Annotated in this window: 19 protein-coding genes; 9 read left to right on the top strand and 10 right to left on the bottom strand. The window is 69.3% G+C overall.

Translation table 11 applies throughout. The features are described from left to right. Position 1: 1 nt before the first annotated feature. Positions 2-874 carry an alpha/beta hydrolase gene (locus OHA10_RS33475; RefSeq protein WP_371402769.1) on the bottom strand — a complete coding sequence of 291 codons (873 nt, stop codon included), beginning with the start codon at positions 872-874 and terminating at the stop codon, positions 2-4. Further along, on the bottom strand, positions 871-1,989 hold the full coding sequence (locus OHA10_RS33470; protein ID WP_371402768.1) for a C45 family autoproteolytic acyltransferase/hydolase: 1,119 nt from the start codon (positions 1,987-1,989) through the stop codon (positions 871-873). The genes OHA10_RS33475 and OHA10_RS33470 overlap by 4 nt, the downstream gene beginning before the upstream one ends. Before the next feature lie 126 nt (positions 1,990-2,115). On the opposite strand from OHA10_RS33470, the gene OHA10_RS33465 reads away from it, so the two are divergent. Beyond that, positions 2,116-3,804, top strand: a complete 1,689-nt coding sequence (locus OHA10_RS33465; RefSeq protein ID WP_371402767.1) for an amidohydrolase — start codon at positions 2,116-2,118, stop codon at positions 3,802-3,804. 20 nt (positions 3,805-3,824) lie between these two features. On the opposite strand, the gene OHA10_RS33460 is transcribed toward OHA10_RS33465, so the two are convergent. Continuing rightward, positions 3,825-4,526, bottom strand: a complete 702-nt coding sequence (locus OHA10_RS33460; RefSeq protein ID WP_371402766.1) for a GntR family transcriptional regulator — start codon at positions 4,524-4,526, stop codon at positions 3,825-3,827. A 101-nt stretch (positions 4,527-4,627) separates the two neighbouring features. Between OHA10_RS33460 and OHA10_RS33455 the strand changes: the two genes are divergently transcribed. Beyond that, positions 4,628-7,507: an aminotransferase class III-fold pyridoxal phosphate-dependent enzyme gene (locus tag OHA10_RS33455; protein WP_371402765.1), complete on the top strand. Its 2,880-nt coding sequence runs from the start codon at positions 4,628-4,630 to the stop codon at positions 7,505-7,507. Between the two features lie 22 nt (positions 7,508-7,529). Here the strand turns inward: OHA10_RS33455 and OHA10_RS33450 are convergent, their stop codons facing one another. From OHA10_RS33450 to gabT, 5 genes are all read right to left on the bottom strand, one after another. Then, positions 7,530-8,963: an aminobutyraldehyde dehydrogenase gene (locus tag OHA10_RS33450; protein WP_371402764.1), complete on the bottom strand. Its 1,434-nt coding sequence runs from the start codon at positions 8,961-8,963 to the stop codon at positions 7,530-7,532. A 4-nt stretch (positions 8,964-8,967) separates the two neighbouring features. Continuing rightward, a complete protein-coding gene (locus OHA10_RS33445) occupies positions 8,968-11,865 on the bottom strand; it encodes an aminotransferase (RefSeq protein WP_371402763.1) in 2,898 nt (965 codons plus the stop codon). After that, a complete protein-coding gene (locus OHA10_RS33440; RefSeq protein WP_371402762.1) occupies positions 11,862-12,632 on the bottom strand; it encodes an SDR family NAD(P)-dependent oxidoreductase in 771 nt (256 codons plus the stop codon). Before OHA10_RS33440 ends, OHA10_RS33445 begins: the two co-directional genes overlap by 4 nt. Before the next feature lie 70 nt (positions 12,633-12,702). After that, positions 12,703-13,611 (bottom strand): MurR/RpiR family transcriptional regulator, encoded by a 909-nt coding sequence (locus OHA10_RS33435; protein ID WP_371402761.1) that lies wholly within the window; start codon positions 13,609-13,611, stop codon positions 12,703-12,705. A gap of 36 nt (positions 13,612-13,647) precedes the next feature. Then, the gene (gabT, locus tag OHA10_RS33430) at positions 13,648-15,000 is read right to left on the bottom strand and encodes a 4-aminobutyrate--2-oxoglutarate transaminase (protein WP_371402760.1); all 1,353 of its coding nucleotides are present in this window, start codon (positions 14,998-15,000) and stop codon (positions 13,648-13,650) included. A 93-nt stretch (positions 15,001-15,093) separates the two neighbouring features. Here gabT and OHA10_RS33425 point away from each other — a divergent pair, with 93 nt between their 5' ends. Next, complete coding sequence (locus tag OHA10_RS33425; RefSeq protein ID WP_371402759.1) at positions 15,094-15,981, top strand: LysR family transcriptional regulator; 888 nt, start codon at positions 15,094-15,096, stop codon at positions 15,979-15,981. Here the strand turns inward: OHA10_RS33425 and OHA10_RS33420 are convergent. Then, positions 15,949-16,944, bottom strand: coding sequence for a GDSL-type esterase/lipase family protein (locus tag OHA10_RS33420; protein WP_371402758.1), 996 nt, complete (start codon positions 16,942-16,944; stop codon positions 15,949-15,951). The genes OHA10_RS33425 and OHA10_RS33420 overlap by 33 nt on opposite strands. Further along, positions 16,941-17,636 carry a GntR family transcriptional regulator gene (locus tag OHA10_RS33415; RefSeq protein WP_371402757.1) on the bottom strand — a complete coding sequence of 232 codons (696 nt, stop codon included), beginning with the start codon at positions 17,634-17,636 and terminating at the stop codon, positions 16,941-16,943. The genes OHA10_RS33420 and OHA10_RS33415 overlap by 4 nt, the downstream gene beginning before the upstream one ends. Before the next feature lie 119 nt (positions 17,637-17,755). Between OHA10_RS33415 and OHA10_RS33410 the strand changes: the two genes are divergently transcribed. From OHA10_RS33410 to OHA10_RS33385, 6 genes are all read left to right on the top strand, one after another. Continuing rightward, entirely contained in the window at positions 17,756-18,802 is a 1,047-nt protein-coding gene (locus tag OHA10_RS33410; protein WP_371402756.1) for an isocitrate/isopropylmalate dehydrogenase family protein, read from the top strand. After that, positions 18,799-21,231 (top strand): aconitate hydratase AcnA, encoded by a 2,433-nt coding sequence (acnA, locus tag OHA10_RS33405; RefSeq protein ID WP_371402755.1) that lies wholly within the window; start codon positions 18,799-18,801, stop codon positions 21,229-21,231. The genes OHA10_RS33410 and acnA overlap by 4 nt, the downstream gene beginning before the upstream one ends. Beyond that, on the top strand, positions 21,228-23,000 hold the full coding sequence (locus tag OHA10_RS33400) for an aldehyde dehydrogenase family protein (RefSeq protein ID WP_371402754.1): 1,773 nt from the start codon (positions 21,228-21,230) through the stop codon (positions 22,998-23,000). The genes acnA and OHA10_RS33400 overlap by 4 nt, the downstream gene beginning before the upstream one ends. Positions 23,001-23,094: 94 nt before the next feature. After that, complete coding sequence (locus OHA10_RS33395) at positions 23,095-23,811, top strand: VIT1/CCC1 transporter family protein (protein WP_371402753.1); 717 nt, start codon at positions 23,095-23,097, stop codon at positions 23,809-23,811. Then, entirely contained in the window at positions 23,808-25,565 is a 1,758-nt protein-coding gene (locus tag OHA10_RS33390; RefSeq protein ID WP_371402752.1) for an FAD-binding protein, read from the top strand. Before OHA10_RS33395 ends, OHA10_RS33390 begins: the two co-directional genes overlap by 4 nt. A gap of 10 nt (positions 25,566-25,575) precedes the next feature. Next, the gene (locus tag OHA10_RS33385) at positions 25,576-26,145 is read left to right on the top strand and encodes a Chromate resistance protein ChrB (protein WP_371402751.1); all 570 of its coding nucleotides are present in this window, start codon (positions 25,576-25,578) and stop codon (positions 26,143-26,145) included.

Here is a 26,145-nt window from a genome sequence, read left to right as displayed (position 1 = left end):
ATCACTCCTGGTGTCGAAGAGGCGTTACAGGGGTGGGGCGGTGGATCCCGGGCCGGGACCGCAGCAGTCCGGCGAAGAAGTCGCGGACGGCCGGAAGGATCAGGGAGCCGCGGTGTGCGACTCCGGGGACCAGTTCGAACCGGACGTCGATGCCTTGGGCAAGGAAATCGCGCTCGAGCGTGCGCAGCCGCTCGATCCGGGTGCTACCGGTCTTCTCGACGCCGTCCATCCAGTTGGACCCGCCGGGGTTGTCGATCTCCCAGGTCTCGACGTCGTTGTCGCCGACAACCATCAGGATCGGCACCCGGCGCAGCGACTCGAGGTCGACGGCACGGCCGAAGCGCTGCTCGAGATCCTTGGTGCCGAGCCACCAGGGGAGGCTGTCGTCGAGCTGGGTGATCCGGCCGGGAGCACCGATCGACACTCCGGCCAGCCGATCGGGATGAAGATAGAGGAAGCGGTGCGCGAACTGGCCGCCACCGGAGAATCCGTGCAGATAGAACACATCCGGGTCGATCGGGTACCGGCGGCTGACCTCGTCGACCATCGCCAGCAACGCCTCGTCGTACCGGATGCCCTGGTACTCGATGAACTTGAAGTTGTGCAGATCTTCCGGATCGATGATCCCGGCCGGGAACAACGGCGCGAGGACGACGACTTGGTGCTCGTCGGCGAACTCCGCCATGTGATCGCGGTACAACGACGCGTTGCGCTCGGTGCCGTGCTGCATGACGAGCAACGGAGCCTGGTCGGTGGACAGGTTCTGCGGTACGTAGAGGCAGTAGCCGAGTCGCTGGTCGTACTGCGAGGCGAAGATCGGCGTCTTGCCCCGCGCGAAGTGGGCCGAGGTCGGCTCGGCGCGCTGCCCGATCATGACCGGGCCCCGTCGTACAGGTTGAACGGGACGAGTTCGTACTTGTGCTCGCACGGAGGCCCCGCGGCGACGTAGTACTCGCCGGTGGTGAGATCGACGCAGCTGGACAGGGTGGTCGACCACTGCTCGACCGCGGGAAGCCGCTCGTCCGGATGCGCGCAGAGCGAATCCGGGTGTCCGAGGTGATCCGACATCGCTGTGTGGATGGAGTTCCGGACATCGTCGGACCTCGTCGCCGCGGCTGCCTTCACCAGGCCACGGCGGGCGCGCGGCACCCGGATCAATGAGTCGGGCGAGATCAACCGGCCGGAACTGCCGACCTCGCGCGGGCTGAGTACCTGGTAATGGTTGCCGTGCACAAGCAGTCCGTTCTCGCCGTACTCCCAGCCGTGGCCGCCCGGGGTGGTCTCGATGTCGATCGAGAAGCCGTCCCGGTGGGTGAGCAGCGCGTTGCTGGGGATGTGGGCATGGGTCGAGGTGAGGATCTTGACCGCGTCGGCGAGGTTCGCGGCGTCCAGGACCGCGCGGCGGATGACCGTCTGCGGCATCCCGGCCGAGTCGTCGAAGCGTCCGCCCAGACCGTTCGCGTTCAGTGCCAGGCCGGCGGAGTTCGCGCCGTGGCGGCCGATCTGTCCGGCCTCGACCTGCATGATCAGCGTCGGCTTCGGCGGCTGCACGACCCGGAGGATGACGACGGTACGACGGACGGCCTCGCGCCAGTCCCAGTTCTGGCCGGCGTACACATGCCCGTCACCGGCCGCCTGGTCGATCAAGGAGAACGACGTACAGCCGTCGACGGGGGAGTCGGGGAACCAGTTGTCGTAGATGAGTTCGCCGCGGCAGTTGAGCGCGAGGATCTCCGGCAGCGTGACTCCGGCGCCGTCGGCGATCCCGGTCATTTCGGCGAGCAGGTCGGGGTGGTCACGCTCGACGAGACGCTGCCAGGGCCGGGTGTGATCGAGCACCTGGTCCCAGCTGAGACCTGTCTGGTGCGCGAACGCTTCCCGGTAGTAGGCGATCGCCTCGGCGATCAGATCCGCCGCGGCGGTCCCGTACTGCCGGCCACGTTCCAGGGCCGACGGGCCGGCGATCTCGATGACTCGGAGACTCGGCAACACGCTCTCCTCGGATGAACAGTCTTGGTCAGGAAGGGAACATTGACGCAATACTGTAACGACTATTACGGTCTGTCCAGTCCCTACGGATAACGGGCCTGCAACCCAGGTGAGGAGCCACCGCCGATGACCACCCCATCGCTCGACCTGATCGTGTACGGCGGGATCGTGTGGACCGCCGATCCGCACCGGCCGCTCGTCTCGGCGTTCGCAGTCGCGGGGGACCGCATCGTCCGGGTCGGCGACGACGCCGAGCTGCTGTCGCTGGCGAGCGAGGGCACCGAGCTGCTCGACCTGGCCGGGCGGATGGTCTGCCCGGGGTTCAACGACGCGCACACCCACTTCGAGAACGCCGTCGACTGGCATTTCCAGGTCGCGCTGACCGACGTCAACGACCAGGCCCGGCTCGAGGAACGCGTCGCGGCCACGGCCGGGCGGCTGACGCCGGGCGTCTGGATCACCGGGGGAGACCTCGGCGACTTCGCCTCCACCCGCGAGGACGAGGTCGCGCTGCTCGAGCCGGACCTTGCCGCCATCGATGCGTTGACGCCGGACAACCCGCTGCTGATCCGCCGCGCCGACCACCAGTACTTCGCCAATTCCAAGGCGCTCGGGGTCGCGAACATCGATCGCGCCACGCCTGATCCGCGCGGTGGCAGGTTCGGTCGGGATGCCGCCGGAGAGCTCACCGGCATGCTGTACGGACAGGCCGGCGAGTTCGTCCACCGGTTGGTCACTCCGATGTCGTTGGAGCAGAAGCTGATCGGTGCGCGCGGCGTGATGGCAGGGCTGAACGCGGTCGGGATCACCTCGATCCACGACATCGCGCGGCTGCCGTCGGTGACCGAGGAGACGATCCCGCCGGCCTACCTCGAGCGCAGCTTCTCGAACGCGCAGATCTTCCAGACGCTCGCGGAGCGCGGTGAGCTGTCGGTCCGCGTGTACGCGTTCCTCCCGCTCGACACCCACGACCGGCTGGCCGGACACGGCGTCACGCCGAAGACCGGTGACGATTGGCTGCGGTTCGGGGCGCTCAAGATCTTCGTGGACAGCGGTGCGATGCTGCCGCCGTTCGATCCCGCGGATGCACCGGGCACGGGCCTGACCGACGGCTGGTCGTACCGGTTCGTCGGCGAGGAACGTCTGGCTGAGCTCGTCCTGGCGGGTGATGCGGCCGGCTTCGACATCGGCGTACATGTCCAGGGCGACCGCGGCTGCCGGATCGCGATCGACGCGTTCGAGCAGGCGACGCTGCTGAACGGGCCGCGCGATCGGCGGCACCGACTCATCCATGCGTGGCACCTGGCATCCGGTGACTTCGCCCGTGCCGGGGAACTGGGGCTGATCGCCGACGTGACGTCGGACCAGCTGCTCCTCTACTCCACGAACCTCGACCAGGCGCTCGGCGCGGCCCGCGCCGCGAACGCCTTCGCCTGGCGCCGGATGATCGACAGCAACCTCACCGTCAACCTGGTCTCGGACCTCCCCGGCGCGTTCAACAAATCACACGTTGCCGAGATCGATCCCCTCCGCAACATGTACGCCGCGATCACCCGCGCGTCCGGCGATCCGTCGCGGAGCGAGCCGTTCCACCCCGACCAGGCGATCACCATCGACGAGGCCCTGCTCGCCTACACCGCCAACCCCGCCTACTCCTCCCACGAGGAGGACGTGAAGGGCACCATCACCCCAGGCAAACTGGCCGACTTCGTCATCCTCAGCGAAGACATCCGCACCGGCGCCCCCGAGGTCCTACTCCGCGCACGCGTCGACCGCACGTACCTCGGCGGCCGCCTGGTCCACCAGGTCGACTGACGGCGGCGACGGTACGACGGTCAGCGGGCGAGAGCCGTGATGTCGGTGGAAGCTACTACGTCGACCAGGAGGCGTTCGTTGGAGTCGGCGTGGGCTTCGACCAGGCGGCCGGCTTCGGTGGGGTCGCGGTCGAGGAATGCCTTCCAGATGGCACGGTGTTCGTCGAGGGCCTCGGCGGGGCGGTGGGTCGACTCCTGGTAAGTGGTCTCCAGGATCGACAGCGCGAAGCGCATCTCGACCGCGACATCGGCGAAGAAGTCGTCGACCCGGGTGCTGCCGATCAGCCCGACGACGGCCTGGTGGAACTCCAGATCCCGCTGCACGATCGCCTGGGCGCGGCCCGAGCTGGTCGCCTCCGCCAGCTGCTCGAACGCCTCGGTCAGCCGCTGCAGCTGCGCGTCGGTCAGGGTGGCGGCGCGCGCGGCGGCGCTGCCCTCCAGCGTCTTGCGGACGCGGTAGAGGTCGTGGATGTCCTCCTCGGTGAACAGCACGACCCGGGAGCCCTTGTGCCGGTAGTGCCGCACGATCCGCTCCCGCGCGAGGATGCCGAGCGCGTCCCGGATCGTCCGGCGGGAGACGTCGAACTGGGCCGACAGACCTTCCTCGCGCAGCTGCTCGCCCGGCTTCAGGCGGCCGTCCATGATCGTCTCGCGCAGCAGTGCCGCGACCTCTTCGGCGGTCGTACCGCGATTCAGCGCCGAGACTCGTCCGACGACCGGCATGCGGCCCCCTCTCTCACCCTGCGTAGAGCTTCCACCGCACTCTATCGCGCTCTGCGATCATGGTAGCATTGGTGCATTGTTCACCAATCCTGTGGGGTGTAATGAGCATTCTCGAGTCCAGCTCGCCGGTGGAACAGTGGAACCAGGCGAGCATCGCCGAAGTCCTCGCCCAGGAGTTCGGTCTCCGGGCCGTTGCCCAGTCACCGTTGGGCGGCGAAGTCGATCAGAACGTGGCCGTCGATCTCTCCGACGGATCCCGCGTCGTCGTCAAGGTCTCGTCGCCGGGAGCCGATCCCGACGAGATCCGCTGGCGGCACGCGCTGCAGACGCTCGCCGCCCGGGCCCTCGAACCGGTGGAAGTCACCACCGCGATCGCCGCCCGCACCGGAGATACCGCCGTCCCGATCGACCGCGACGGCACGCGCCGAATTGTCACCGTTCAGCCCTGGCTGCCCGGCCGGACCTTGTCCGAGCTGAACAGTCATTCCCCCCAACTCCTCGGCGAGCTCGGCCGGACCGCCGGCCGGATGGTCCAGGCCCTCGCGCCGGCCCGTGCATTGCCCGGGGCAACAACTCGCTTCTGGGACGTCCTGCGGTCCTCCGAGGCGATTGCCGAGGGCATCGACGCGATCGAGGAGCCGGCCCGGCAGGACCAGGTCCGGCGGATCGTCGGCTGGTTCGACCAAGCCATCGACAGCCACGGCACCGGGCTTCCGAAGTCGGTCGTCCACCAGGACCTCAACGACTTCAACGTGCTCGCCCGACCAGGCACGGACGGTCGCCACCACGTGCACGCCGTACTGGACTTCGCGGACGCCCTGCACACCGCGCGGATCGGCGAACTGGCCGTGGCCGTCGCGTATTCGATGCTGCGGAAGGCCAATCCGCTCAGCGCCGCAGCAGCCGTGATCCGGGGGTACGCCGCCGAGCTCGAGGTCACCGAGGACGAGCTCGCCGTGCTGTATCCGATGGCCGCGGCCAGACTGTGCGTCAACGCGGTCACGTGGACGAAGCGGTGCGCGGAGACGGGGACGTCGTACGGCCGCGAGCGGGTGAAGTACACCTGGCCGGCGATCGCCCTGCTCGCGACCACCCCGCCGGAGATCGGCGAACTCGTGGTGCGCGAGGCCGCCGGAGCTGCGATCGAACCCGGAAGGCCGGTACCAGGTGCCGGTGCACGAAGGGCCGTGCCTGACCTCGACCTCGTGCCCGTCGCACCCGCTCACGAACCAGTCGGCCACGATCACCACGCCAAGCTCGGCCATCACCTCCAGCCCGACGCGGGCACCGTCGTACGGCGAACCACGCAGTCCGGTGAGGCGGCGACGCTCAGGTTGGGCCTCGAGATCGCGTCGCCAAAGCCGTTCCAGGTCGTCGCTTCGCAGCCTGGAGTCGTCGAGGAGCAGGGTACGGCGTACCTGATCCTCCGTCACGACGGCGACGAGACGATCTGGTCGCGGTGGACCGGGCTCGACTCGCCGCTGCCGGTCGGCGTACCGGTGGCTGCGGGTGACCCGATCGGCGTTGCGCAAACCAGTCTCCGCGTCGCGATCTTCCGTTCGCTCGAGACAGCACGCGCGGCCGAGCGGTCTCGAGTACCACCCTCCGAGGCGACCGCCTGGGCGATCGTCTCGCCGGATCCGTCGGACTTCCTCGGGCTCGATGCGCGGCCCGAGGCTGTCACCGACTGGACGGCCGACAAGGTGCTGGCGACCAGAAACGTGCGATTCGCCCGATCCCAACGTTCGTACTACGACCGGCCGATGCAGCTCGTCGGCGGTCGCGGCGCCTGGCTCTACGACGAGTTCGGCCGCGCCTACCTCGACGCGATGAACAACGTCAGCCACGTCGGCCACACCAACCCCCGCGTCGTCGAAGCCGCGACCGCACAACTGCGGCGACTCAACACCAACAGCCGGTTCCTCTACCAGGGCATCGCCGAGTACGCCGAGCGGCTGACCGCGTTGCTGCCCCATCCGCTCGAGGTCGTGTTCCTGGTCTGCAGCGGCAGCGAGGCCAACGATCTTGCCGTCCGGATCGCGCGCACAGTCACCGGGCGCTCCGACGTGCTGGTGGTCGACGGCGCGTATCACGGCAACACCTCGGTACTCACCGGGCTGAGCCCGAACCGGTACAGAGGCCCGGGCGGCACCGGCCCCGATCCGACCACCCACGAGGTGCAGCAGCCCAACCGCTACCGGGGCCCCTTCGGGTACGACGATCCGGATGCGGGCAGCAAGTACGCCGCCGACGTACAGCGGCAAGTCGATCGACTCACCGCACGAGGTACGCCGCCGGCCGCGTTCATCGCGGAATCGGCGATGGGTACGGCGGGCAGCATCTTCTACCCCGACGGCTACCTCGCCCGGGCGCATGCCTCGGCCCGGGCGGCCGGCGCACTCTGCATCGCCGACGAGGTCCAGGTCGGCTTCGGCCGGTTCGGTGACGTGTTCTGGGGATTCCAGAGCCAGGACGTCGTGCCGGACATCGTCACGATGGGCAAGCCGATCGGCAACGGGCATCCGATGGCGGCCGTGGTCACCACCCGCGAGATCGCCGACGCCTTCGACACCGGGATGCGGTACTTCAACACCTTCGGCGGCAATCCGGTCTCGTGTGCGATCGGAACCGCCGTACTCGACGAGATCGCCGAGGAAGGCTTACAGGCGCACGCAGCCGAGACCGGACGGGTCTTCAGGACCATGCTCGACGAACTCGCCGGCCGGCACGCGTTGATCGGCGACGTCCGCGCGCACGGCATGTACCTGGGTATCGAACTCGTCCGGGACCGGGTGACCAAGGAGCCCGCGCCGCAGGAGGCGCTGCTGATCAGCGAGCTGATGAAGGACGAGGGAATCCTGGTCTATCCGACCGGGGCAGCCGAGAACGTCCTCAAGCTCAAGCCGCCGCTCGCCTTCACACAGTCCGACGCGGAACTGTTCACCGAGGTTCTCGACGAGGTGCTGACCCGGGACCGGTGACCGGGCGGGGCCGCCCTGACCGTCAGGTCAGGGCGGCCATCACGTGCTTGATGCGGGTGTAGTCCTCGAGTCCGTAGACGGACAGGTCCTTGCCGTGGCCGGAGGACTTGAAGCCGCCGTGGGGCATCTCGGCCACCAGCGGGATGTGCGTGTTGATCCAGACGCAGCCGAAGTCGAGCGCCGCCGAGAGACGGAGCGCGCGGCCGACGTCCTTGGTCCACACCGATGACGCGAGGCCGTACTCGACACCGTTGGCGGACCGCAGCGCCTCGTCCTCGTCCTCGAACGTCTGCACCGTGATGACCGGCCCGAAGATCTCGTGCTGCGACAGCCAGTCGTCCTGGCGCAGACCGCCGATGATCGTCGGTGCGACGTAGTATCCGGTGTCGCCCTGACGTTCGCCGCCCGTGACGACCGATCCGTGCGCGGGGACCCGGGAGATGGCATCGAGCACGCGTTCCAACTGGACGGCGTTGTTGACCGGCGGCACCCAGGCGTCCTCGTCATCGGGCGAGCGGCCCGCGGTCGTCGTCGCCTGCCCGGTGCAGGCGGTCAGGGCCGCGATGAAGTCCGAGGCGGCCGGTGCCTGCACCAGCACCCGGGTCGCCGCGGTGCAGTCCTGGCCGGCGTTGAAGTACCCGGCCATCGCGATGCACTCGGCCGCGGCCTCCAGTTCGGCGTCCGCGAAGACGATCACGGGCGCCTTGCCGCCCAGTTCGAGGTGTGTGCGCTTGAGACGCTCGCCGGCGCTTGCGGCGACGGCCCGTCCGGCCGCGACCGATCCGGTCACCGACACCATTTGCGGAGCCGGGTGTGCGACCAGCGCGGCGCCGGTGCCCCGGTCGCCGGTGACGACGTTGAACACGCCCGGCGGCAGATGCTTCGCGGCAAGCTCGGCCAGCATCACCGTGGTGACCGGCGTGGTGTCGCTGGGCTTGAGTACGACGGTGTTCCCGGCCGCCACCGCGGGCACGAACTTCCAGATCGCCATCATCATCGGGTAGTTCCACGGCGTCACCTGGCCGATCACGCCGATCGGCTCACGCCGCAACCAGGACGTATGACCTTCCATGTACTCGCCGGCCGAGCGGCCTTCCAGCAGACGGGCGGCGCCGGCGAAGAAGCGGATCTGGTCGACCATCGGCGGGATCTCTTCGGCCTTGGTGATGTGGCCAGGCTTGCCGGTGTTGCGACCTTCTGCGGCGATCAGGTCGTCGGCGGAGCGCTCGACCTCGTCGGCGAAATCGAGCAATGCCTTCTGACGGGCCGACGGCGTACTGCGTCGCCAGTCGGCGAACGCGGACGACGCGGCGGCGTACGCGGTCTCGACGTCCGCCTCGGTCGAGTTCGGCGCGGTTCCGTACTGCTCGCCGGTCGAGGGATCGATGATCGGCATCGTCTCGCCGTGGACGGAGTCGACGAGCTCTCCGTTGATGAAGTTCTGGACGGTCGTCACAGCATTACCACCCTTCGGTAAGTACGCGGTCGAGTGCGTCCGCGAAGAAATCGGCATCGGTGATCGTCACGCCCAGCGGCGGCTTGATCTTCAGTACACACAGGCGATCCGAGGTCGGCTGCATGATCACGCCGAGCTCGCGCATCCGCTCGCAGATCGCGGCGGTCTCCGCCGGCGCGGGCTCCAGCGTGGTGCGATCGCGGACGAGCTCGACGCCGACGTACAGGCCCATCCCGTGGACGGCACCGATGATCGGGTGGCGGTCGGCGAGGTCCAGGAGCCGCGCCCGCAGATGGTCGCCCACCACACGCGCGTTCTCCTGCAGCTGCTCGTCGCGCAGTACGTCGAGAACCGTCGTACCGGCGACACAGCTGACCGGACTGCCGCCCGCCGACGAGAAGAAGTAACCCTGACTGCGGTAGCCCGCTGCGATCTCGGCGGTCGTGATGACTGCGCCGAGTGGATGCCCGTTACCCATCGCCTTCGCCACCGTGACGATATCCGGCACGACGCCTTGTTGCTCGAAGCCCCAGAAATGGTTGCCCAGGCGTCCATATCCGACCTGGACCTCGTCGGCGATGCACAGTCCGCCTGCCCGCCGTACGGCGGCGTAGACAGCCTGGAGGTAGCCGTCCGGGAGCGCCATGCCGCCGGCGTTGCCGTAGAACGACTCGGACAGGAACGCTGCGGGTGGATGACCAAGACTGTTGATGTAGGCAACGGCATCCTCGGCGTACCGGTAGGCATCGGGTCCGCGGTACTGCCCGCGATAGGCGTTCGGCGCGGCGACCGTGTGGACCCAGGTAGGACGCGAATCCAGCGCGTTGGGATTGTCCGCGACCGACGTCGAGATGGCGTCGGTGGCGTCGGACCAGCCGTGATACGCCTCCCGGACCGCGATGACGTCACGCCGTCCGGTGTTCGCCCAGGCGAGCCGGAGGGCGAGGTCGTCGGCCTCGGTGCCGCTGTTGACCAGGAACACCGTGTCCAGCGGTTCGGGCAGGAGCCCGGCCAGACGCTCGGAGAACTCGACCACCGCGCGGTAGTGGAACCGCGAGTTGGTGTTGAGCAGCCGCCACTGCCGTTCGATCGCAGCGGCGAGCCGCGGATGGCCGTGGCCGAGGATCGACACATTGTTGACCATGTCGAGGTACGAGCGGCCCTCGGTGTCGAACAGATGGTTCCGCCAGCCGCGCTCGATCTGCGGCGGCTCTCGGTAGTAGTGCTCCTGAACCGGAGCGAACGCAGTCTCGCGACGGTCCAGCAACTCCTGACGATCGGCGACCGGGGGAGTGCGGACTGCATCGATGAGGCCGGTCGGGTCCGGACACGACTCGGCCCAGGCGTCGGCCAGACTGGCCTGAACGAAGAACGGTGGCCGGACGTCGAGGTCAGTCACCTGCACCCGCAGCGCGGCTCCCGCTGCGACTCGCCCTAGGACAGCGCCGGTCTCGACACCGCCTTCAGCAGTAACGTCAGCACCACTGAGCCACAGGGTCATACCGTCCGGTCCCTTGAGCGCGACGTCATCGTCGTGCGACCTCACGACCCCGGCCGAGGGCGCCCGCAGCTCCAGTTCCCGTGCTGCGAACACCTCGACACCGAGACCGATGGACTCAGGTGCCTCGAACGAGTTCAGGCGAGTTCGCGTCAGACGCGGCTGCATGAACGGAACAGCCACGGCTGTCGATCCGTCCCGTTTCAGCATCGCGGCGGTTGCCTCCGCGTCGTCGAGCAGGAAGCGTCCGTCGTCCAGGTCGACGCTTGTGGCCGACAGATCCAGCTGGCCCGGAACGACCGGCTGGTCGCCGATCCACAGCAACGCCGAGCCGTCGACGGTCCGCCGTCCACGCCGGGGCCGCACCGACGCGCGGATCAGCTCTGTCAGGACCTCGAGCGGCACCGAGGTCGCCCGCTCGAAGATGTCCCACTCGCGTGCGAGGTTCTCCGTCGCGTACCTGTTGTCGCGGTCGACCTGCGCCTGCTGCTGACCACTCACCATCAACGCCGCGGCCCGCAGTACGACAAGTGGGCCGAGCGCCGCGAGTTCGTCGTCGGAGATCGGCCGGATCCGGTCGTACGCGACGATCGCCGGCAGCATCGTGGCCGGATCGGGGGAGTGGTGCAGCAACGACGTACAGGTGACGGCGAGTTCGGCGATCGACCAGCTTTCGGTGAGGTCGCCGAAGTCGATCACCCCGATCGGCCGTCGGCGACCGTCGGTGTCGACGGTGGCGATCACGTTGTCGTCGGTCAGGTCGCCGTGGATCACCTGCAGCGGCAGGTTCCCGGCGTACGGCGAGAGTGCCTTGGCGGCTGTGACGGCCGCGGCGCGCGCGGCGTCCGGGCCGCCGGGCACCGTGACGAAATCGGCCAGTCGGGTCACCACCTCGGCGGCGTTCCGGAGATCCCACTGGAGCGAGCGGGCCGGGACCTCACCGGCAAGGCCGGCCAGTGCGCGCGACGTACGCGCGGCCAGATCGCCCAGGGCGGCGACGATCTCGGGCGCGAGATAGCTGCTGTCGCTCAGGACATCGCCGGCCACGAAGGTCACCAGCCGCGCGTACGTCGGCCGGCCGCCGAGCGCGACGGACTGCACCGTCGAACCGTCTGGACCGGGCACCGCCACGGGCACCTGGATGTCAGGCTCGACCCGAGCGACCCGAGCGGCCGCGAGGTCCTGCGCCGTCAGGTCCTCACGAGTGAAAGCGGGATTGGACACCTTCAGGACGTACTGCGCGTCGGCCGAGGAGACGAGGAAGTTCGCGTCCTGCTGGCTGCCGAGCTCGGTGACCTGACCCTCGATGCCGTACGTCGCCCGCACGTACTCCGCTGCCTGTGCCACCGTGATCTCGGGCGCGGGGAGAACCGCTTCCTCGAAGAAGTTGAAGGTATGGGTCATGCGCGTTCCTCCGCGATCGAGTTGCCGCCGTCGACGACGACGCACTGGCCGGTCAGATAGGACGAGGACGGCGAGCACAGATAGGCGATGAGACCGGCGACCTCTTCCGGCGTACCGCTCCGGCCGACAGGGGTACGCAGCCCCTGCTGGTGCTCGTCCGGTGTTTGCGAGTCGGTGGCGATCCACCCCGGCGCGACTGCGTTGACCGTGACGCCTGCGGCCGCGGAGTCGAGTGCGAGTCCGCGGACCAGCCCCGCGACGCCGGCCTTCGCTGCGCAGTACGCGACCTCGCCTCGCATGCCCATCACCGGTCCGGTGAGGCTGGCGACCATCACCAGGCGCCCGGTGCCGGATTCCTCGAGCGCCGGCATGACTGCGCGGGCGAACAGGAAGGCCGCGTCGAGGTTGCGGGACAGGCTCGCCCGCCAGGTCTCGAACGACAGCTGCCCGACTGTTCCCGACTCGGGCTCCGGTCGGGTGGTCGAGGTCATGCCCGCGCAGTTGACGGCGATGTCGAGCCGCCCGAACCGAGAGGTGGCCGCTCGGGCCAGGTCAACGGCTGTGCGGTGCCGGGTCAGATCACCCGCGATGGCAAGAGTGCCGGCGGGGAGCTCGGCCGCGCGTTGGTGGACCCGGTCACCGGCTGCTGAGATGACGAGTGACGCGCCACGGGCGCTCAGTGCGCGGGCCACCGCGAAGCCGATACCGCGCGGTCCGCCGACCCCGGTCACCACCGCAGCCCGGCCCGCCAGGTCGAGGTCGCCCACACATAGCCACCTTCCAACGATTGGTGACCAATCTAGCAGCTACGTAATTGGTGAGCAATCCTGATAAGAGCTAGAAACCGAGTCTGCGACGCAGCGCCGTGAGTCGCTCGGAGGCGTCCACCGACCGCTCGGGCGCCAGCGTCGCGACGCCCTGTGCCAGCACGTCCCCGACGACGATCGAGGTCAGCGGCTCGCCGGTCAGGCCGGTAGGGGTGGTCGGGGAGTGGAGTGTGATCGTGACCGCGCGGGAGAGCTTGCTGTTCGGGTCTTCGGTCACCAGGATGGTCGCGGCCCCGACGTCCCGGGCGCGGTCGACCAGGACGTCGACCTCGATGACCGAGCGGCCCGGTGCGAACAGGACGACCACGTCACCGGGCCCGATCGCGAGCAGGTCGTCGGCGAGCCGGAAGCCCCCGGCATGCAGCGCGGTCACCCGGAGCCCCACCCGCCGCAGGACCAGGGCCAGATGATCGGCAGCCACGAACGACGCCCCGAAGCCGTAGGTCAGCGTGTGCTTCGCATCGAGCAGCAGTTGCACGGCGTGCTGGTACGTGTCGAGCGAGAACGTCGGCTGCATCAGCTCGAGCCGGTCCATCGACTCCGCCAGCACCTGGTGCCAGACGCTCTCCAGGTCCCCGCCGGTCGACTCGACCCGCTTGCGGGCCCGGACCACCGGCCGGTTCGCCTGCGTGAACGGCGCCGCGATCTTCGCCTTCAGCTCCGCCAGGCCGGAGTACCCGAGCGCCTGAACCGTCCGGATCACGGTCGCGTTGCTGGTCTTGGTCTCGGCGCCGAGGTCGGCCGCCGACAGGAACAGCAACTCCTCGGGCGTCCGCTCGGCCAGCGACCGGCTGACGGCGCGGGCGGCCGGCGAGAAACCCTCCCAGCGCTCGCGGATCCGCGTCCGCAGTTCGGTGATCACGTCGTCCTTGGTCGCGGCGGTGACGGCGTTCGTGGAAGCATCGTGGGGCTCATCCATGTAATGGATGGTACGAGCCCAGCCCCCGTCCGGTGATCAGGACGTTACGGTCGTGCTGCGAAATATCTCGGCGAGGACGTCCATCGCGTCGTCGATCAGCTCGTCGGAGATGGACAGCGGCGGGAGGAATCGCAGTACGTTCCCGTCGGTGCCGCAGGTCAGCACGATCACGCCGGCCCGGTGCGCCGCGGTGGCGACGGCCCGGGTCAGTGCGGCATCCGGTTGCGTGGTGCCCGGCACGACGAGTTCGACAGCGATCATCGCACCGCGGCCGCGGACGTCCCCGATCCTGGGGTCGGTGCCGGCCAGTTCCCGCAGCCGGGGCTTCATCCGTTGCTCGATCTGCCGAGCCCGCTCGACCAGGCCATCGGCCTCGATCGTCTCGATGGCGGCCAGCGCGGCGACACAGGCCAACGGGTTCCCGCCGTACGTCCCGCCGAGCCCGCCGACGTGCGGAGCGTCCATGATCTCCGCTCGCCCGGTCACCGCGGACAGCGGCAGGCCGCCGGCGATCCCCTTCGCCGTCGCGATGAGGTCCGGTACGACGCCTTCGTGCTCGCAGGCGAACAGGTTGCCGGTGCGGGCGAAGCCGGTCTGTACTTCGTCGGCCACGAACACGACACCGGACTCGCGGCACCAGTCGGCGAGCGTGCGCAGGAACCCCGGTGCGGGCTCGATGAAGCCGCCCTCGCCCTGGATCGGCTCGATCACCATCGCGGCCAGGTTCGTCGCGCCGACCTGCGCGGCGACGAGCTCGATCGCCCGGCGGGCCGCCGCCGTACCGTCGACGTCGCCGTCACGGAAGGGATACGACAGTGGAGCGCGGTAGATCTCGGACGCGAACGGCCCGAAGCCGCTCTTGTACGGCATGCTCTTCGCGGTCATCGCCATCGTCAGGTTCGTCCGGCCGTGATAGGCGTGGTCGAACACGACGACGGCCTGTCGCCGGGTGTAGGAACGGGCGATCTTGACCGCGTTCTCGACCGCCTCGGCGCCGGAGTTGAACAGCGCGGTGCGTTTGGCGTGATCGCCCGGGGTCAGCCGATTGAGTGCCTCCGCGACCGCGACGTACGACTCGTACGGCGTGATCATGAAGCAGGTGTGGGTGAAGTCCGCCACCTGTGCCTGGACGGCCGCGACCACCCGCGGCGCGCTGTTCCCGACCGTCGTCACCGCGATCCCCGAGCCGAGGTCGATCAATTGGTTGCCGTCGGCATCGACCACTATTCCGCCGCCGGCCCGGACCGCGAACACCGGCAGGGTCGTGCCGACGCCGCTCGCGACCGCCTCGGACTTGCGCGCCATCAGGGCTTGCGAGCGGGGTCCGGGGATCGCTGTCGCCAGCCGTCGTTCCTGCTCGATGCCGGCAGCTGCCTCGGCGATGGTCATCAGATCCTCCTCGGCTCGATCATCGCCAGTGTGAGACGCCGGAGCTATGCTGTCCAATGCTGGTTCTCAGCGAGATCCATGCCTAGGAGGCATATGCAGCTCCGGCATCTCCGGTACTTCGTGGCGACCGCGGAGGCGGGCAGCGTGAGTGCTGCCGCGCTCGCCGTCCACGTCGGTCAGCCGGCGTTGTCCCGGCAACTGCGGCAGCTCGAGCACGACCTCGGCGTCGCGCTGTTCGACCGCGGCGCGGGGCGGTTGACCCTGAACCGGACCGGACGTGCCTTGCTACCGACCGCGAAGAACCTCGTGGCCGCGGCCGACGAGCTGAAGGCCGAGGCCGCGTTCCACGCGCAAGGCCGTCTCGACCGGATCACCGTGGCAGCGCCCACCGTGACGCTGACCGATGTCGTCTCGCCGTTCGTGGCGACGATGGCTCCCGACGATCCGGTGCTGGATGCCCGTCCCGCCGATGGGGCGACCACGACCGAGATGCTGCAGTCGGGCGCGGATCTGGCGATCGGCATCCAGCCGACGCAGGCGCCGTACTCGTCGAGGCCGCTGGCTGTGCTCCCGGTCTGGGCGTACGTCCCGGTGGACGATCCCTGGGCCTCGCGGGACCGGGTGGACCTGGCCGAGGTGCTCGAACGGGACGTGATCGGCCTGCCCCCGACGTACACGGCCCGCGAAGCGCTCGACGCTGCGGTGGCTGCCGCCGGCGCCGGGATCAGGCAGTTCACCGAGACTGCGAACGGCACCATCGCACAGGCCCTGGCCGCAGCCGGCCGCGGCGTCGCCGTGGTCTCCGACGACCCCCGCTTCGACCTCGTCCCGCTCGTCATCAGCACCGGCACCGGCGTGCTCAGCATCAAGCTCGTCGCCGGCTGGGACTCCCGCACGGTCGCAGCCTCCGAGCTCGAGTCCCTGGCCGACCGCCTCGCGACCTGGGTGCTAGGCCGCTATCCGCAGGTGGGAGCCGAGTAGCGGAGCGAGTCGATCGCCGAGCAGGAGGTAGCCATCGGGTCCGGGGTGGACGTCGTCGGCGAACAGCCTGCGAGCCTCGTCAGTGGAGAGGAGATCCCGGCCGTCGATGATCTCCACGGCCGGATCGGCGCGGGCACCCAGCTCGACGAGCGTCCGTACGTCGTCCAGCGTCAGGCCGACCCCATTCGGTTCGCCTTCGCGTTCCGGGGCCGGGATCGGCGTGATCACGACGAGCGGTGTCTCCGGGTGACCCGCGCGGACGGTCGACACGAAGGCCTCGACCTGGCCGGGCAAGGTGCGGCCGTTGAAGGTCTCGCCGCCGTGAATGTTGATACCGAGACACATCGAGATGAGCTCGGCCGGGAGATCGCGGATCGTCCGCGCCGCGACCGGATCGAGATGGCACTCACCGGCGAAACCGAGATTGCGGCCGTCCCAACCGTGCCGGCGGGCGACGACGGCGGGCCACGTCTCCGACGGTCCGTAGGCACCGCCGCATTGGGTGATCGAACTGCCGTAGGTGATCCATCGCGGTCCGGTCGGGTCGAGTTCGTCGGCCGCGCCGTCGAAGCTGGGCTCCCGGATCGCGATCACTCCGGCCTGTGGAAGCCAGATCTCGACCTCCACCTCGCGCCCGGGGAGGTCGACGGTCAGCCGCTGCTCGCCGTCGCGGACCCCGCAACGCCGGTGCAGCTCGCCGTCGACGAGTACGTCGACCGGGGCGATCCTGGTGTAGATCCCGAGGGCTGCCCGGATGTCGAGTTGCACCGAGGTGGCCGTCGTACGCCAGGCGCCGCGGACACCTGCCGGGGTCGCGGCGCGGACCCAGAGAGGATGACCGGGTCGATCCGGGCGGCCGGTCCAATCGGTCAGCCCGAAGTCCTGGCCGCGCGGGTCGAGCCGCCAGAACGTCGTCCACCCCTGCTCGTCGATCTCGCGGTGCTGGAAGCCGGTCCAGGTCATGCCCGCACTCCTCGGATCCCGCGCAGCGAGCGGGCAGCGGGTTGGGCTGCGTCGGACGACAGACGCGCGACGGCGCGTGCACCGAGGCTGGCCTCGACGTGCGCGAGCATCACCGACGTCGCGGTGCCGGAATCGCCGGCCGCGATCGCATCGACCAGCGCGAGGTGCTCGGTGTGGGTGCGGTCCAGATCCGCCTCGGTCCGGCCGGTCTCGAGGGCCATCCGGCGGTAGCGATCGGCCTTGTCCCAGAGCGAGTCGAGGGTCTGAACCAGCACCTGGTTGTGGGAGGCCGAGTAGATCGCGACGTGGAACCGGCGGTGCGTCAGCAGCTCCGCCGTGCCGGGATCGGTCCGCAACGGAAGCAGCTCGTGGGCCGTCTCCCGGATCAGCGCGAGGTCGTCGCGGGTACGGCGTTCTGCCGCCAGCCCGGCCGCCAACGGGTCGAGGGACCGGCGGATCTCGATCAGGTCCCGCGCCTCCTCGACGGTCAGCCTCGTGACGCGCGCGTCCCGGTGGGCGTCCAGCTCGACCAGTCCCTCGGTCATCAGCCGCCGGAGCGCCTCGCGCAGTGGCGTCGTGCTGATGCCGAGCTCGTGGGCCAGCGAGGCCTGGGGGATGACGGCGCCCGGCGTGAGGTCACCCCGAAGCACCCGCTCCCGCACCAGCTCGTAGGCCACTTCGGCCTTCGTCACGCGATCTCCTTCGGGAAGTTATAGCAACCGATGGACTGAGAATACCTTGAGATCAAGCCTTGAGACGATAGCCACGGCGGTCTTGACTTCAGTCGTTATAACGACTGACACTCCTCGGCATGAAGACTTTCCGCCTCGGAGTCCTGACCGGTGACGGCATCGGGCCGGAGATCGTGCCGGCCGCCGTCGAGGTCGTCGACGCGGCCCTGGCCGCCACCGATGCCGCATCGGTCGAGTGGGTGCCACTGCCGGTCGGCGCCGCCGCGATCGAGACGCACGGCGATGCGCTCCCAGATGTCACCGTCGAGACGTTGACCGGGCTCGACGGCTGGCTGCTCGGTCCGCACGACAGCGCGGCGTACCCGGAGGAACATCGGCAGAGGCTCAACCCGAGCGGATACCTGCGCAAGCATTTCGGTCTGTTCGCGAACATCAGGCCGGCGAAGGCCTTCGAGGGCACTCCGGCGCTCGTGCCCGGGATGGATCTGGTTGTGGCCCGGGAGAACACGGAAGGCTTCTACGCGGATCGCAGCACCTACCGCGGCACCGGTGAGTTCATGCCGACCGCGGATGTGGCGATCGCGATGGGGATCTTCACCCGCCCGGCGATCGAGCGGATCGCGCGGCAGGCCTGTGAGCTGGCCCTCCGGCGGCACCGGCACCTGACGATCGTGCACAAGGCGAACGTGCTGCGGACCACCACCGGACTCTTCCTGGAGATCTGCCGCGAGGTCGCTGCCGACTATCCCCAGCTCGAGGTCGACGACTTCCACATCGACGCGATGACCGTGCACCTCGTCCGGCACGGGGCCGACTTCGACGTCCTGGTCACCGAGAACATGTTCGGCGACATCCTGTCCGACCTGACCGGCGAGCTGGCCGGCTCGCTCGGGATCGCGCCGTCCATCAACGCCTCGCACGACAGGGCGATGGCACAGGCCGCGCACGGATCCGCGCCGGACATCGCCGGCCGTGGTCTCGCGAACCCGACCGCGATGATCGCCTCCGCGGCCATGCTCCTCGACTGGCTCGGCGTCCCGGAGGTCTCCGAGCTCATCGACCGCGGGCTGCGCGCAGCGGTTGCCCAGGGCACCCGTACGGCGGACCTCGGCGGCTCCGCGAGTACGACGGAGTTCACCGCCGCCGTGGTCAAGAGCCTGGTATGAAACTGCAGCCCTTGAGGGGCGTCGCGCCCGACCATCTCCCCAGGACGCTCCGCATCCTGCTGGAGAACGCGCTCCGCAACGGGACGGATGCCGACGCCTTGCGGGCGTGGCGGCCCGGGGCGACCGGCGAGCTGGAGGTGTACCCGTCGCGGGTGTTCCTGCACGACACCAACGGCGTACCGGTGCTGGTGGACCTCGCCGCGATGCGCGACGCCATGGTTGCCCGCGGCAAAGACCCGCGGCTGGTCGATCCGGTGATCCCGGCCGAGCTGGTCGTGGATCACTCGGTGATCGCCGATGTGTACGGGCGGCCGGACGCGTTACAGGTGAACGTCGACCGCGAGTACGAGCGGAACGCCGAGCGGTACCGGTTCCTGCGCTGGGGACAGCAGACGTTCGAGCGACTCGCCGTCGTACCGCCGGGGTCGGGGATCATGCACCAGATCAACCTCGAGCACCTCGCCCGGGTCGTCGAGGAGCGGGACGGGTGGGTGTTCCCGGATCTCTGTCTGGGCACGGACTCGCACACCACGATGGTCAACGGCCTCGGGGTGCTCGGCTGGGGGATCGGCGGGATCGAGGCCGAGGCCGCGATGCTCGGCCAGTCGGTGTCGATGGTCCTGCCGCCGGTGGTCGGCGTCCGGCTCGACGGCGCCCTTCCGGCGGGAACGACCGCGACGGACCTGGTCCTCACGATCACCGAGGCGCTGCGAAGCCATGGTGTCGTCGGCAAGCTGGTCGAGTTCACCGGTCCGGCGCTGGCCGGGCTCGCGGTGCCGGACCGCGCGACGATCGCCAACATGAGCCCGGAGTTCGGCTCCACCGCGGCGTACTTCCCGATCGACGACCGCACGCTCGACTACCTCCGCTTCACGAATCGCCCGCCGGCGAAGGTTGCCCTGGTCGAGTCGTACGCCCGCGAACAAGGCCTCTGGCACGACCCGTCGGCCGATCTCTGGTACGACGAGTACGTCGACATCGACCTGTCCGCCGTCGTGCCCACGATCGCCGGTCCGCGCAGGCCCAACCAGCGCGTCCCGCTCTCGACCGCGAAGCAGTCCGTCGAGGCGGAACTCCCGCCCGGACCACGCACGACCGACTCACCCGGGCACGGCGCAGTAGTCGTCGCCGCGATCACCTCGTGCACGAACACGTCCAACCCGGCGGTGATGATCGCGGCCGGCTTGGTGGCGAAGAACGCGGTCGAGCGAGGGCTGGTCAGCAAGCCCTGGGTGAAGACGACGCTGTCGCCGGGGTCGCGGGTGGTGATGGACTACCTCGGCGCGGCCGGACTGACGCCGCACCTGGAGAAGCTGGGGTTCCACCTGACCGGGTTCGGTTGTATGACCTGCATCGGGGCTTCCGGTGAGTTGGCCGTCGACGCCAAGGACCTGACAGTGGCCGCCGTGCTCTCCGGGAACCGGAACTTCGAGGGCCGGATCCAGCCCGACGTACGACTGAACTACCTCGCCTCGCCACCACTCGTGGTCGCGTACGCGATCGCCGGCCGGATGGACATCGATCTGCTCACCGAGCCACTCGACGGGGACGTCTACCTGAAAGACATCTGGCCGCAGCCGGCCGAGATCGAGGCGGTTCTCGAGCAGGTGCTCAAGCCCGAGCTCTTCGACCACGCGTACGACGACCTGTTCGCCGGCGACCACCGCTGGCAGCACCTCGACGCGCCGGCGGGGGAGACCTTCGAGTGGGGCGACTCGACGTACCTGCAACAACCTGACTACTTCGATTCCCAGCCAACCGAGCTGACCGGTGCCCGTGCACTCCTCAGGCTCGGTGACTCGGTCACCACGGACCACATCTCACCGGCCGGCGCGATCCCGAGGGACGGCGTGGCCGGCCGGTACCTGACGGAGCTCGGTGCGACCGAGCTCAACACCTACGCGTCCCGGCGCGGGAACCATCAGGTGATGGTCCGTGGTGCCTTCGGCAACCTCCGGCTTCGCAACCAGCTTGTGGACGCGGAGGGACCGCTGACCCGGGGACCTGACGGCCAGACGGTCCCGATCTACGACGCCGCGATGGCCTACCGCGCGGCCGGCGTACCGCTGGTCGTCGTCGCCGGCAAGGAGTACGGCACCGGCTCCTCCCGGGACTGGGCCGCGAAAGGCCCGGCGCTGCTCGGAGTACGCGCGGTCCTCGCGCAGTCCTTCGAACGGATCCACCGCTCCAACCTGGTCGGGCTCGGCATCCTCCCGCTCGAGTTCCTTCCCGGCGAAGGCGACGATCTCACCGGCGTGGAACCGATCGACATCGAACTGCACGACGACGGTCTGGCCACCGCCACTTCCGCGGGCAGGACCTACCGTCTGCGGATCCGCCTCGACACCCCGCGCGAACACGACTACTACCGCCACGGCGGCGTCCTGCCGTACGTCCTGCATCGCCTCAGCGAAGGGCAACCCCAGTGATCGCCTCGATCAATCCAGCCACCGGCGAGCAACTCGCCGGCTACGAACCCTACGACTCCGACCGGGTCGACCGGCTGCTCGACGCCGCAGCGGTTGCCCAAAGCAACTGGCAGCACAGCAAGCTCGGCGAGCGAGCCGAGCTGCTACAGACGATCGCGAGCACGCTGCGCGCCCGCAAGCCCGAGCTCGCGGCCCTGATCACCACCGAGATGGGCAAACCGCTGACCGAAGCGATGGCCGAGATCGAGAAGTGCGCGATCACCTGCGAGTACTACGCCACCCACGCCGAAGGCTTCCTCGCCGCGCAGGCCGTCACCAGGGAAGGCCGGATCGAGTACGAACCGCTCGGCGTCGTCCTCGCGGTGATGCCGTGGAACTTCCCGTTCTGGCAGTTCTTCCGGTTCGCCGCACCCGCCCTCGCGGCCGGGAACGGCGCGATCCTCAAACACGCGAACACCGTGCCGCGCTGCGCGCTGGCCATCGAATCGGTGCTCGCCGAGGCCGGGATGCCGGCTGGTCTGATCGGCGTCGTGCTGGTCGAGACCGAGCAGGTTGCCGGCCTGATCGCGGACGACCGGATCGCGGCGGTGACGTTCACCGGCTCGACCGAGGTCGGCCGGATCATCGCCGCACAGGCCGGCCAGGCGCTGAAGAAGCAGGTCCTCGAGCTCGGCGGCTCGGACCCGTTCATCGTGCTCGCCGACGCCGATCTCGAAGCGGCTGCCACCGCGGCCGTCACGAGCCGGTTCGTCAACGCCGGGCAGAGCTGCGTGAACGCCAAGCGGATGATCGTCGAGGAGTCGGTCGCCGACCGCTTCGTGACGTTGTTCTGCGCGGCCCTCGACCGTCTCGTGCTGGGTGATCCGCTCGACCGCGCGACGACGCTGGGCCCGCTGGCGCGGGACGGTCTGCGCGACACGCTCGACAACCAGGTACGCCGTACCGTCGAGGCGGGAGCGAGTCTGGTCCGAGGCGGGGAAGCGGTGGAACCGGGCTTCTACTACCGGCCGACCGTGCTCGATCACGTCCGGCCGGGGATGGCGGCCTTCGACGAGGAGACGTTCGGCCCGGTCGCGGCGATCGTCCGCGCCCGCGACACCGACGACGCGATCGAGCTGGCGAACCGGACCGAGTTCGGCCTGGGCTCGTCGTTGTGGACGGCGCAGGACCGGGCCGCCGAGCTGGTCCGGCGGATCGAGGCCGGTGCGGTGTTCGTCAACGCGATCGTCGCGTCGGATCCCCGGTTGCCCTTCGGCGGGATCAAGCAGTCCGGGTACGGGCGGGAGCTCGGCGCGGCCGGGATACGCGAGTTCATGAACGTGAAGACCGTGTGGTCGGCCGATCCCGCGCCGCGGCTGGTGATCCGGCCCGACGACGTGGAGGTGTTCGACCGCGGCAGCGGCGTCCGGACGGTTCCGTACGTCGGCGCGTGGAACTGCGCCGCGAACAAGATCACCACCGGTACGACGGTCTTTGCCGTCGGCACCGAGATCCCGATGCACTCGCACAACGTGGAGGAGTCGGTGCTGGTGTTCTCCGGCCAGGCGACCGCGGTGATCGACGGCGAGCGGGTCGACCTGGAGGCCGGCGACGCGACCTGGGTGCCGGCCGGCGTACCGCACCAGTTCATCAACCGCGGCGCCGGTGAGCTGACCATCTACTGGGTGTACGGCGGCCGCGAGGTGACCCGGACGATGACCGCCACCGGGGTGACTGTGGCACATCTCTCGGCGTCCGACCGCGGTGCCGTTGCGGCTGCTGGATCGTAACGAATAGACTTATGTAACAGGTGATGCAGATTAACTGAGGTTACGCAAACCTCAGTACGGGAAGGCTCACCTCACTGCGGAAGGACACCTCGAAATGACCGCAGAAGTTGCGGAAACCCCTGAGATCCACCACTCCCATCGCGATGTCACCGGCGGCTGGCTGCGGCCCGCGACGTTCGGTGTGATGGACGGTCTGGTCTCGAACTTCGCCCTCGTCGCCGGTGTCGTCGGCGGCGGCGCGACCGGCAAGGTCGTGATCATGACCGGACTGGCCGGCCTGGTCGCCGGTGCCTGCTCGATGGCCTCCGGCGAGTTCACCTCGGTCTCGTCCCAGACCGAGTTGATGCAGGCCGAGATCGCGGTCGAGAAGCGTGAGCTCGAGATCCACCCGGCCGAGGAAGAGCGCGAGCTCGCACTGATGTACGAAGCCAAGGGGCTGCGTCCGGAGCTCGCCGCCGAGGTTGCCCGCGAGCTGACGGTCAATCCCGCGGTCGCGCTCGACACCCACGTGCGTGAAGAGCTCGGCGTCGACCCCAACGACCTGCCTTCACCCTGGGTCGCGGCCGGGTCGTCGTTCGCCGCCTTCGCCATCGGCGCCCTGATCCCGCTGATCCCGTTCCTGTTCGGCGCCGCGAGCGTCCTGCCCGCCCTCCTGCTCAGCGCGGTGGGGCTGGTTCTCACCGGCGGCATCGTCGGCAAGATCACCGCCCGCCCGTTCTGGTACGGCGGCGGTCGCCAGCTGCTGCTCGGCGGCCTGTCGGCCGCGGTCACCTTCGCGATCGGCCTGGCAGTCGGCACAGGATTGTCATGAACCTCCTCGTCACGGCTCTGGTGAAGCAGGTGCCCAAGGGCGACCACAGCGGACGCCTCGACGCGGACGGCCGGCTCGAGCGGGCCGGCGCCGTCACCGAGATGAATCCGTGGTGCCGCCGGGCGGTGGCCCAGGCGGTCCGGCTGGCGGGGGAGACGGGTGGTCGCAGTACGGCGATCACCATGGGCCCGCCCGCCGCCGTCGACGTACTGCGGGAAGCCCTGGGATGGGGTGTCGACGATGCGGTACATCTGTCGGATCCCGCGCTGGCGGGTTCGGACTGCTTGGTCACCGCCCGCGCGCTCGCATCGACGATCGCGGTGCTGGACGAGCCGCCCGATCTGATCCTGGTCGGCGCGAGCTCAGTCGACGGCAGCACCGGAGCTGTCGGCGCGATGGTTGCCGAGCTCCTCGGCCTCCCCTTCACCGGGCCTGTCCTCGCGCTCGAGGCCGAGGGCCGGCGCCTCCGCACCACGGTCCAGTACGACTCCGGCACCGAATCCGTCCTCATCGACCTGCCGGCCGTGGTCGCTGTGGCCGAGCGTTCCTGTCTGCCGGCCAAGGTCCCGGCCGAGTCCTGGCCGTCGGCCGACGCCGTACGCCGGGTCAGCACGACCGACCTCGCGGCCGGCGCCTGGGGTCTGCCCGGCAGCCCGACCAAGGTCGCCCAGGTCCACCCCGCCCCGCTCACCAGGGATCCGGTGATCTTCCGGGGCCGACCCGCAACGCAGGTGAGCCGGGCGATCGCCGAATTGATCGCGCGAGGTTGCTTCGACGCTCCCGTCGCCCAGCAGACCGAACCGGTGCCGACCCCGCAACGGCGCGGCCCGGATGTCGTCGCCTTGGTCGGCCCGGGACCCGATGCCGGAACGCGAGCGCTGCTCGGAACGGCCGCGGCGCTCGCCAATGAGGCCGGCGGCGCTGTCGTGGCGGTGCGAACCGGAGAAAGCAGTGCGGACCTCGCGCAGTGGGGTGCCGACGAAGTGATCACGGTGAGCGGCGACGAACCGCGACCCGTGGCACACGCACTGGCGCGATGGATCCGTGAGTGGGAGCCGTGGGCCGTGCTCGGTGCGGCTCTGCCATGGGACCGCGAAGTACTCGCCCGGCTGGCGGTCGTGTTCGACGCCGGGCTGATGTCCGACTTGGTGAGTCTGACGGTGAAGGACGGTCGCCTGGCCGGTCTGAAGCCCTCGGGCGGCGGCACGCTGGCGGAGATCGTCAGTCACGGAACGCCGCAGATCGCGACATTACGGACGGGTCTCCTGCCGCTCCGTACCCCGCGTGCCGGCAGGCAACTGACCGAGCATGTCCTGACCGTCGCGGCGGATCCCGCCATCGCCCGCGCCGAGCGTCGTACCGGTGACGACGGTGACGCCCTGGATCGGGCCGAAGTCGTGATCGGCGTCGGCCGCGGCGTACCACCGGAGAAGTACGACGAGCTCGAGGCGATGCGCGTCCTCCTCGGCGCCGAACTCGGCGCGACCCGGAAGGTCACCGACGAGGGCTGGCTCCCGCACGGTCGTCAGATCGGCATCACCGGCCGCAGCGTCGCGCCGCGGATGTATGTCGCCGTCGGACTGTCCGGGAACCTGAACCACCTGGCCGGTGCGAGCCGCGCCGGGACCGTGCTGGCGATCAACACCGATCCGGCGGCCGAGGTCTTCGCGCATTGCGATGTCGGTCTGGTCGCGGACTGGCAGGAGGTGATGCCGTTCCTCGTCGACGGGCTGCGGAGCCGTGTCAGCGGATAACCTGTCCGGCATGGCGACCCGACGTACCAAGGCCAAGAGCTCCGAGAGCTGGCTGCTGCTCATCTACAAGGTTCCCAGTGAGTCCTCACGGGCCCGGGTAGCGGTATGGCGGGAGCTGAAGCGGCTCGGCGGGTTCTACGTGCAGCAGGCCGTGTGCGTGCTGCCGGACCGCGACGACCTGCGGACCGGCATGGAGAAGGTGCGCGAGCGGGTGACCGAGCTGGGCGGCTCGAGCGTGTTCCTGACCTTGACCGAGGTCGACGACGACGCCCGCGAGCAGTTCGTCGAGGGCTTCCGGAGCCAGTCGGCCAAGGAGTACGCCGAGATCGTCGAGGAGTGCGAGACCAAGTTCGTCAAGGAGATCGAGTTCGAGCGGTTCCGGGAGAACTACACGTTCGAGGAGGCGGAGGAGATCCGCCAGGACCTGGAGAAGCTCCGCCGCTGGCTGACCAAGGTCGAGGGCCGCGACTGGATGGATGCCGACGGCAAGGACCTCGCCCGGTCCAAGGTCGCGGACTGCGAACGCCTGCTGGAGGAGTTCGAGGCCGACGTCTACGAACGGACCGAGGGCAAGGTCTGA

This window comes from Kribbella sp. NBC_00662 (assembly GCF_041430295.1).
Lineage (GTDB): Bacteria > Actinomycetota > Actinomycetes > Propionibacteriales > Kribbellaceae > Kribbella.
The sequence above is the reverse complement of the archived record's forward strand: the minus strand, read 5'-3'. Positions and strand labels throughout refer to the sequence as shown.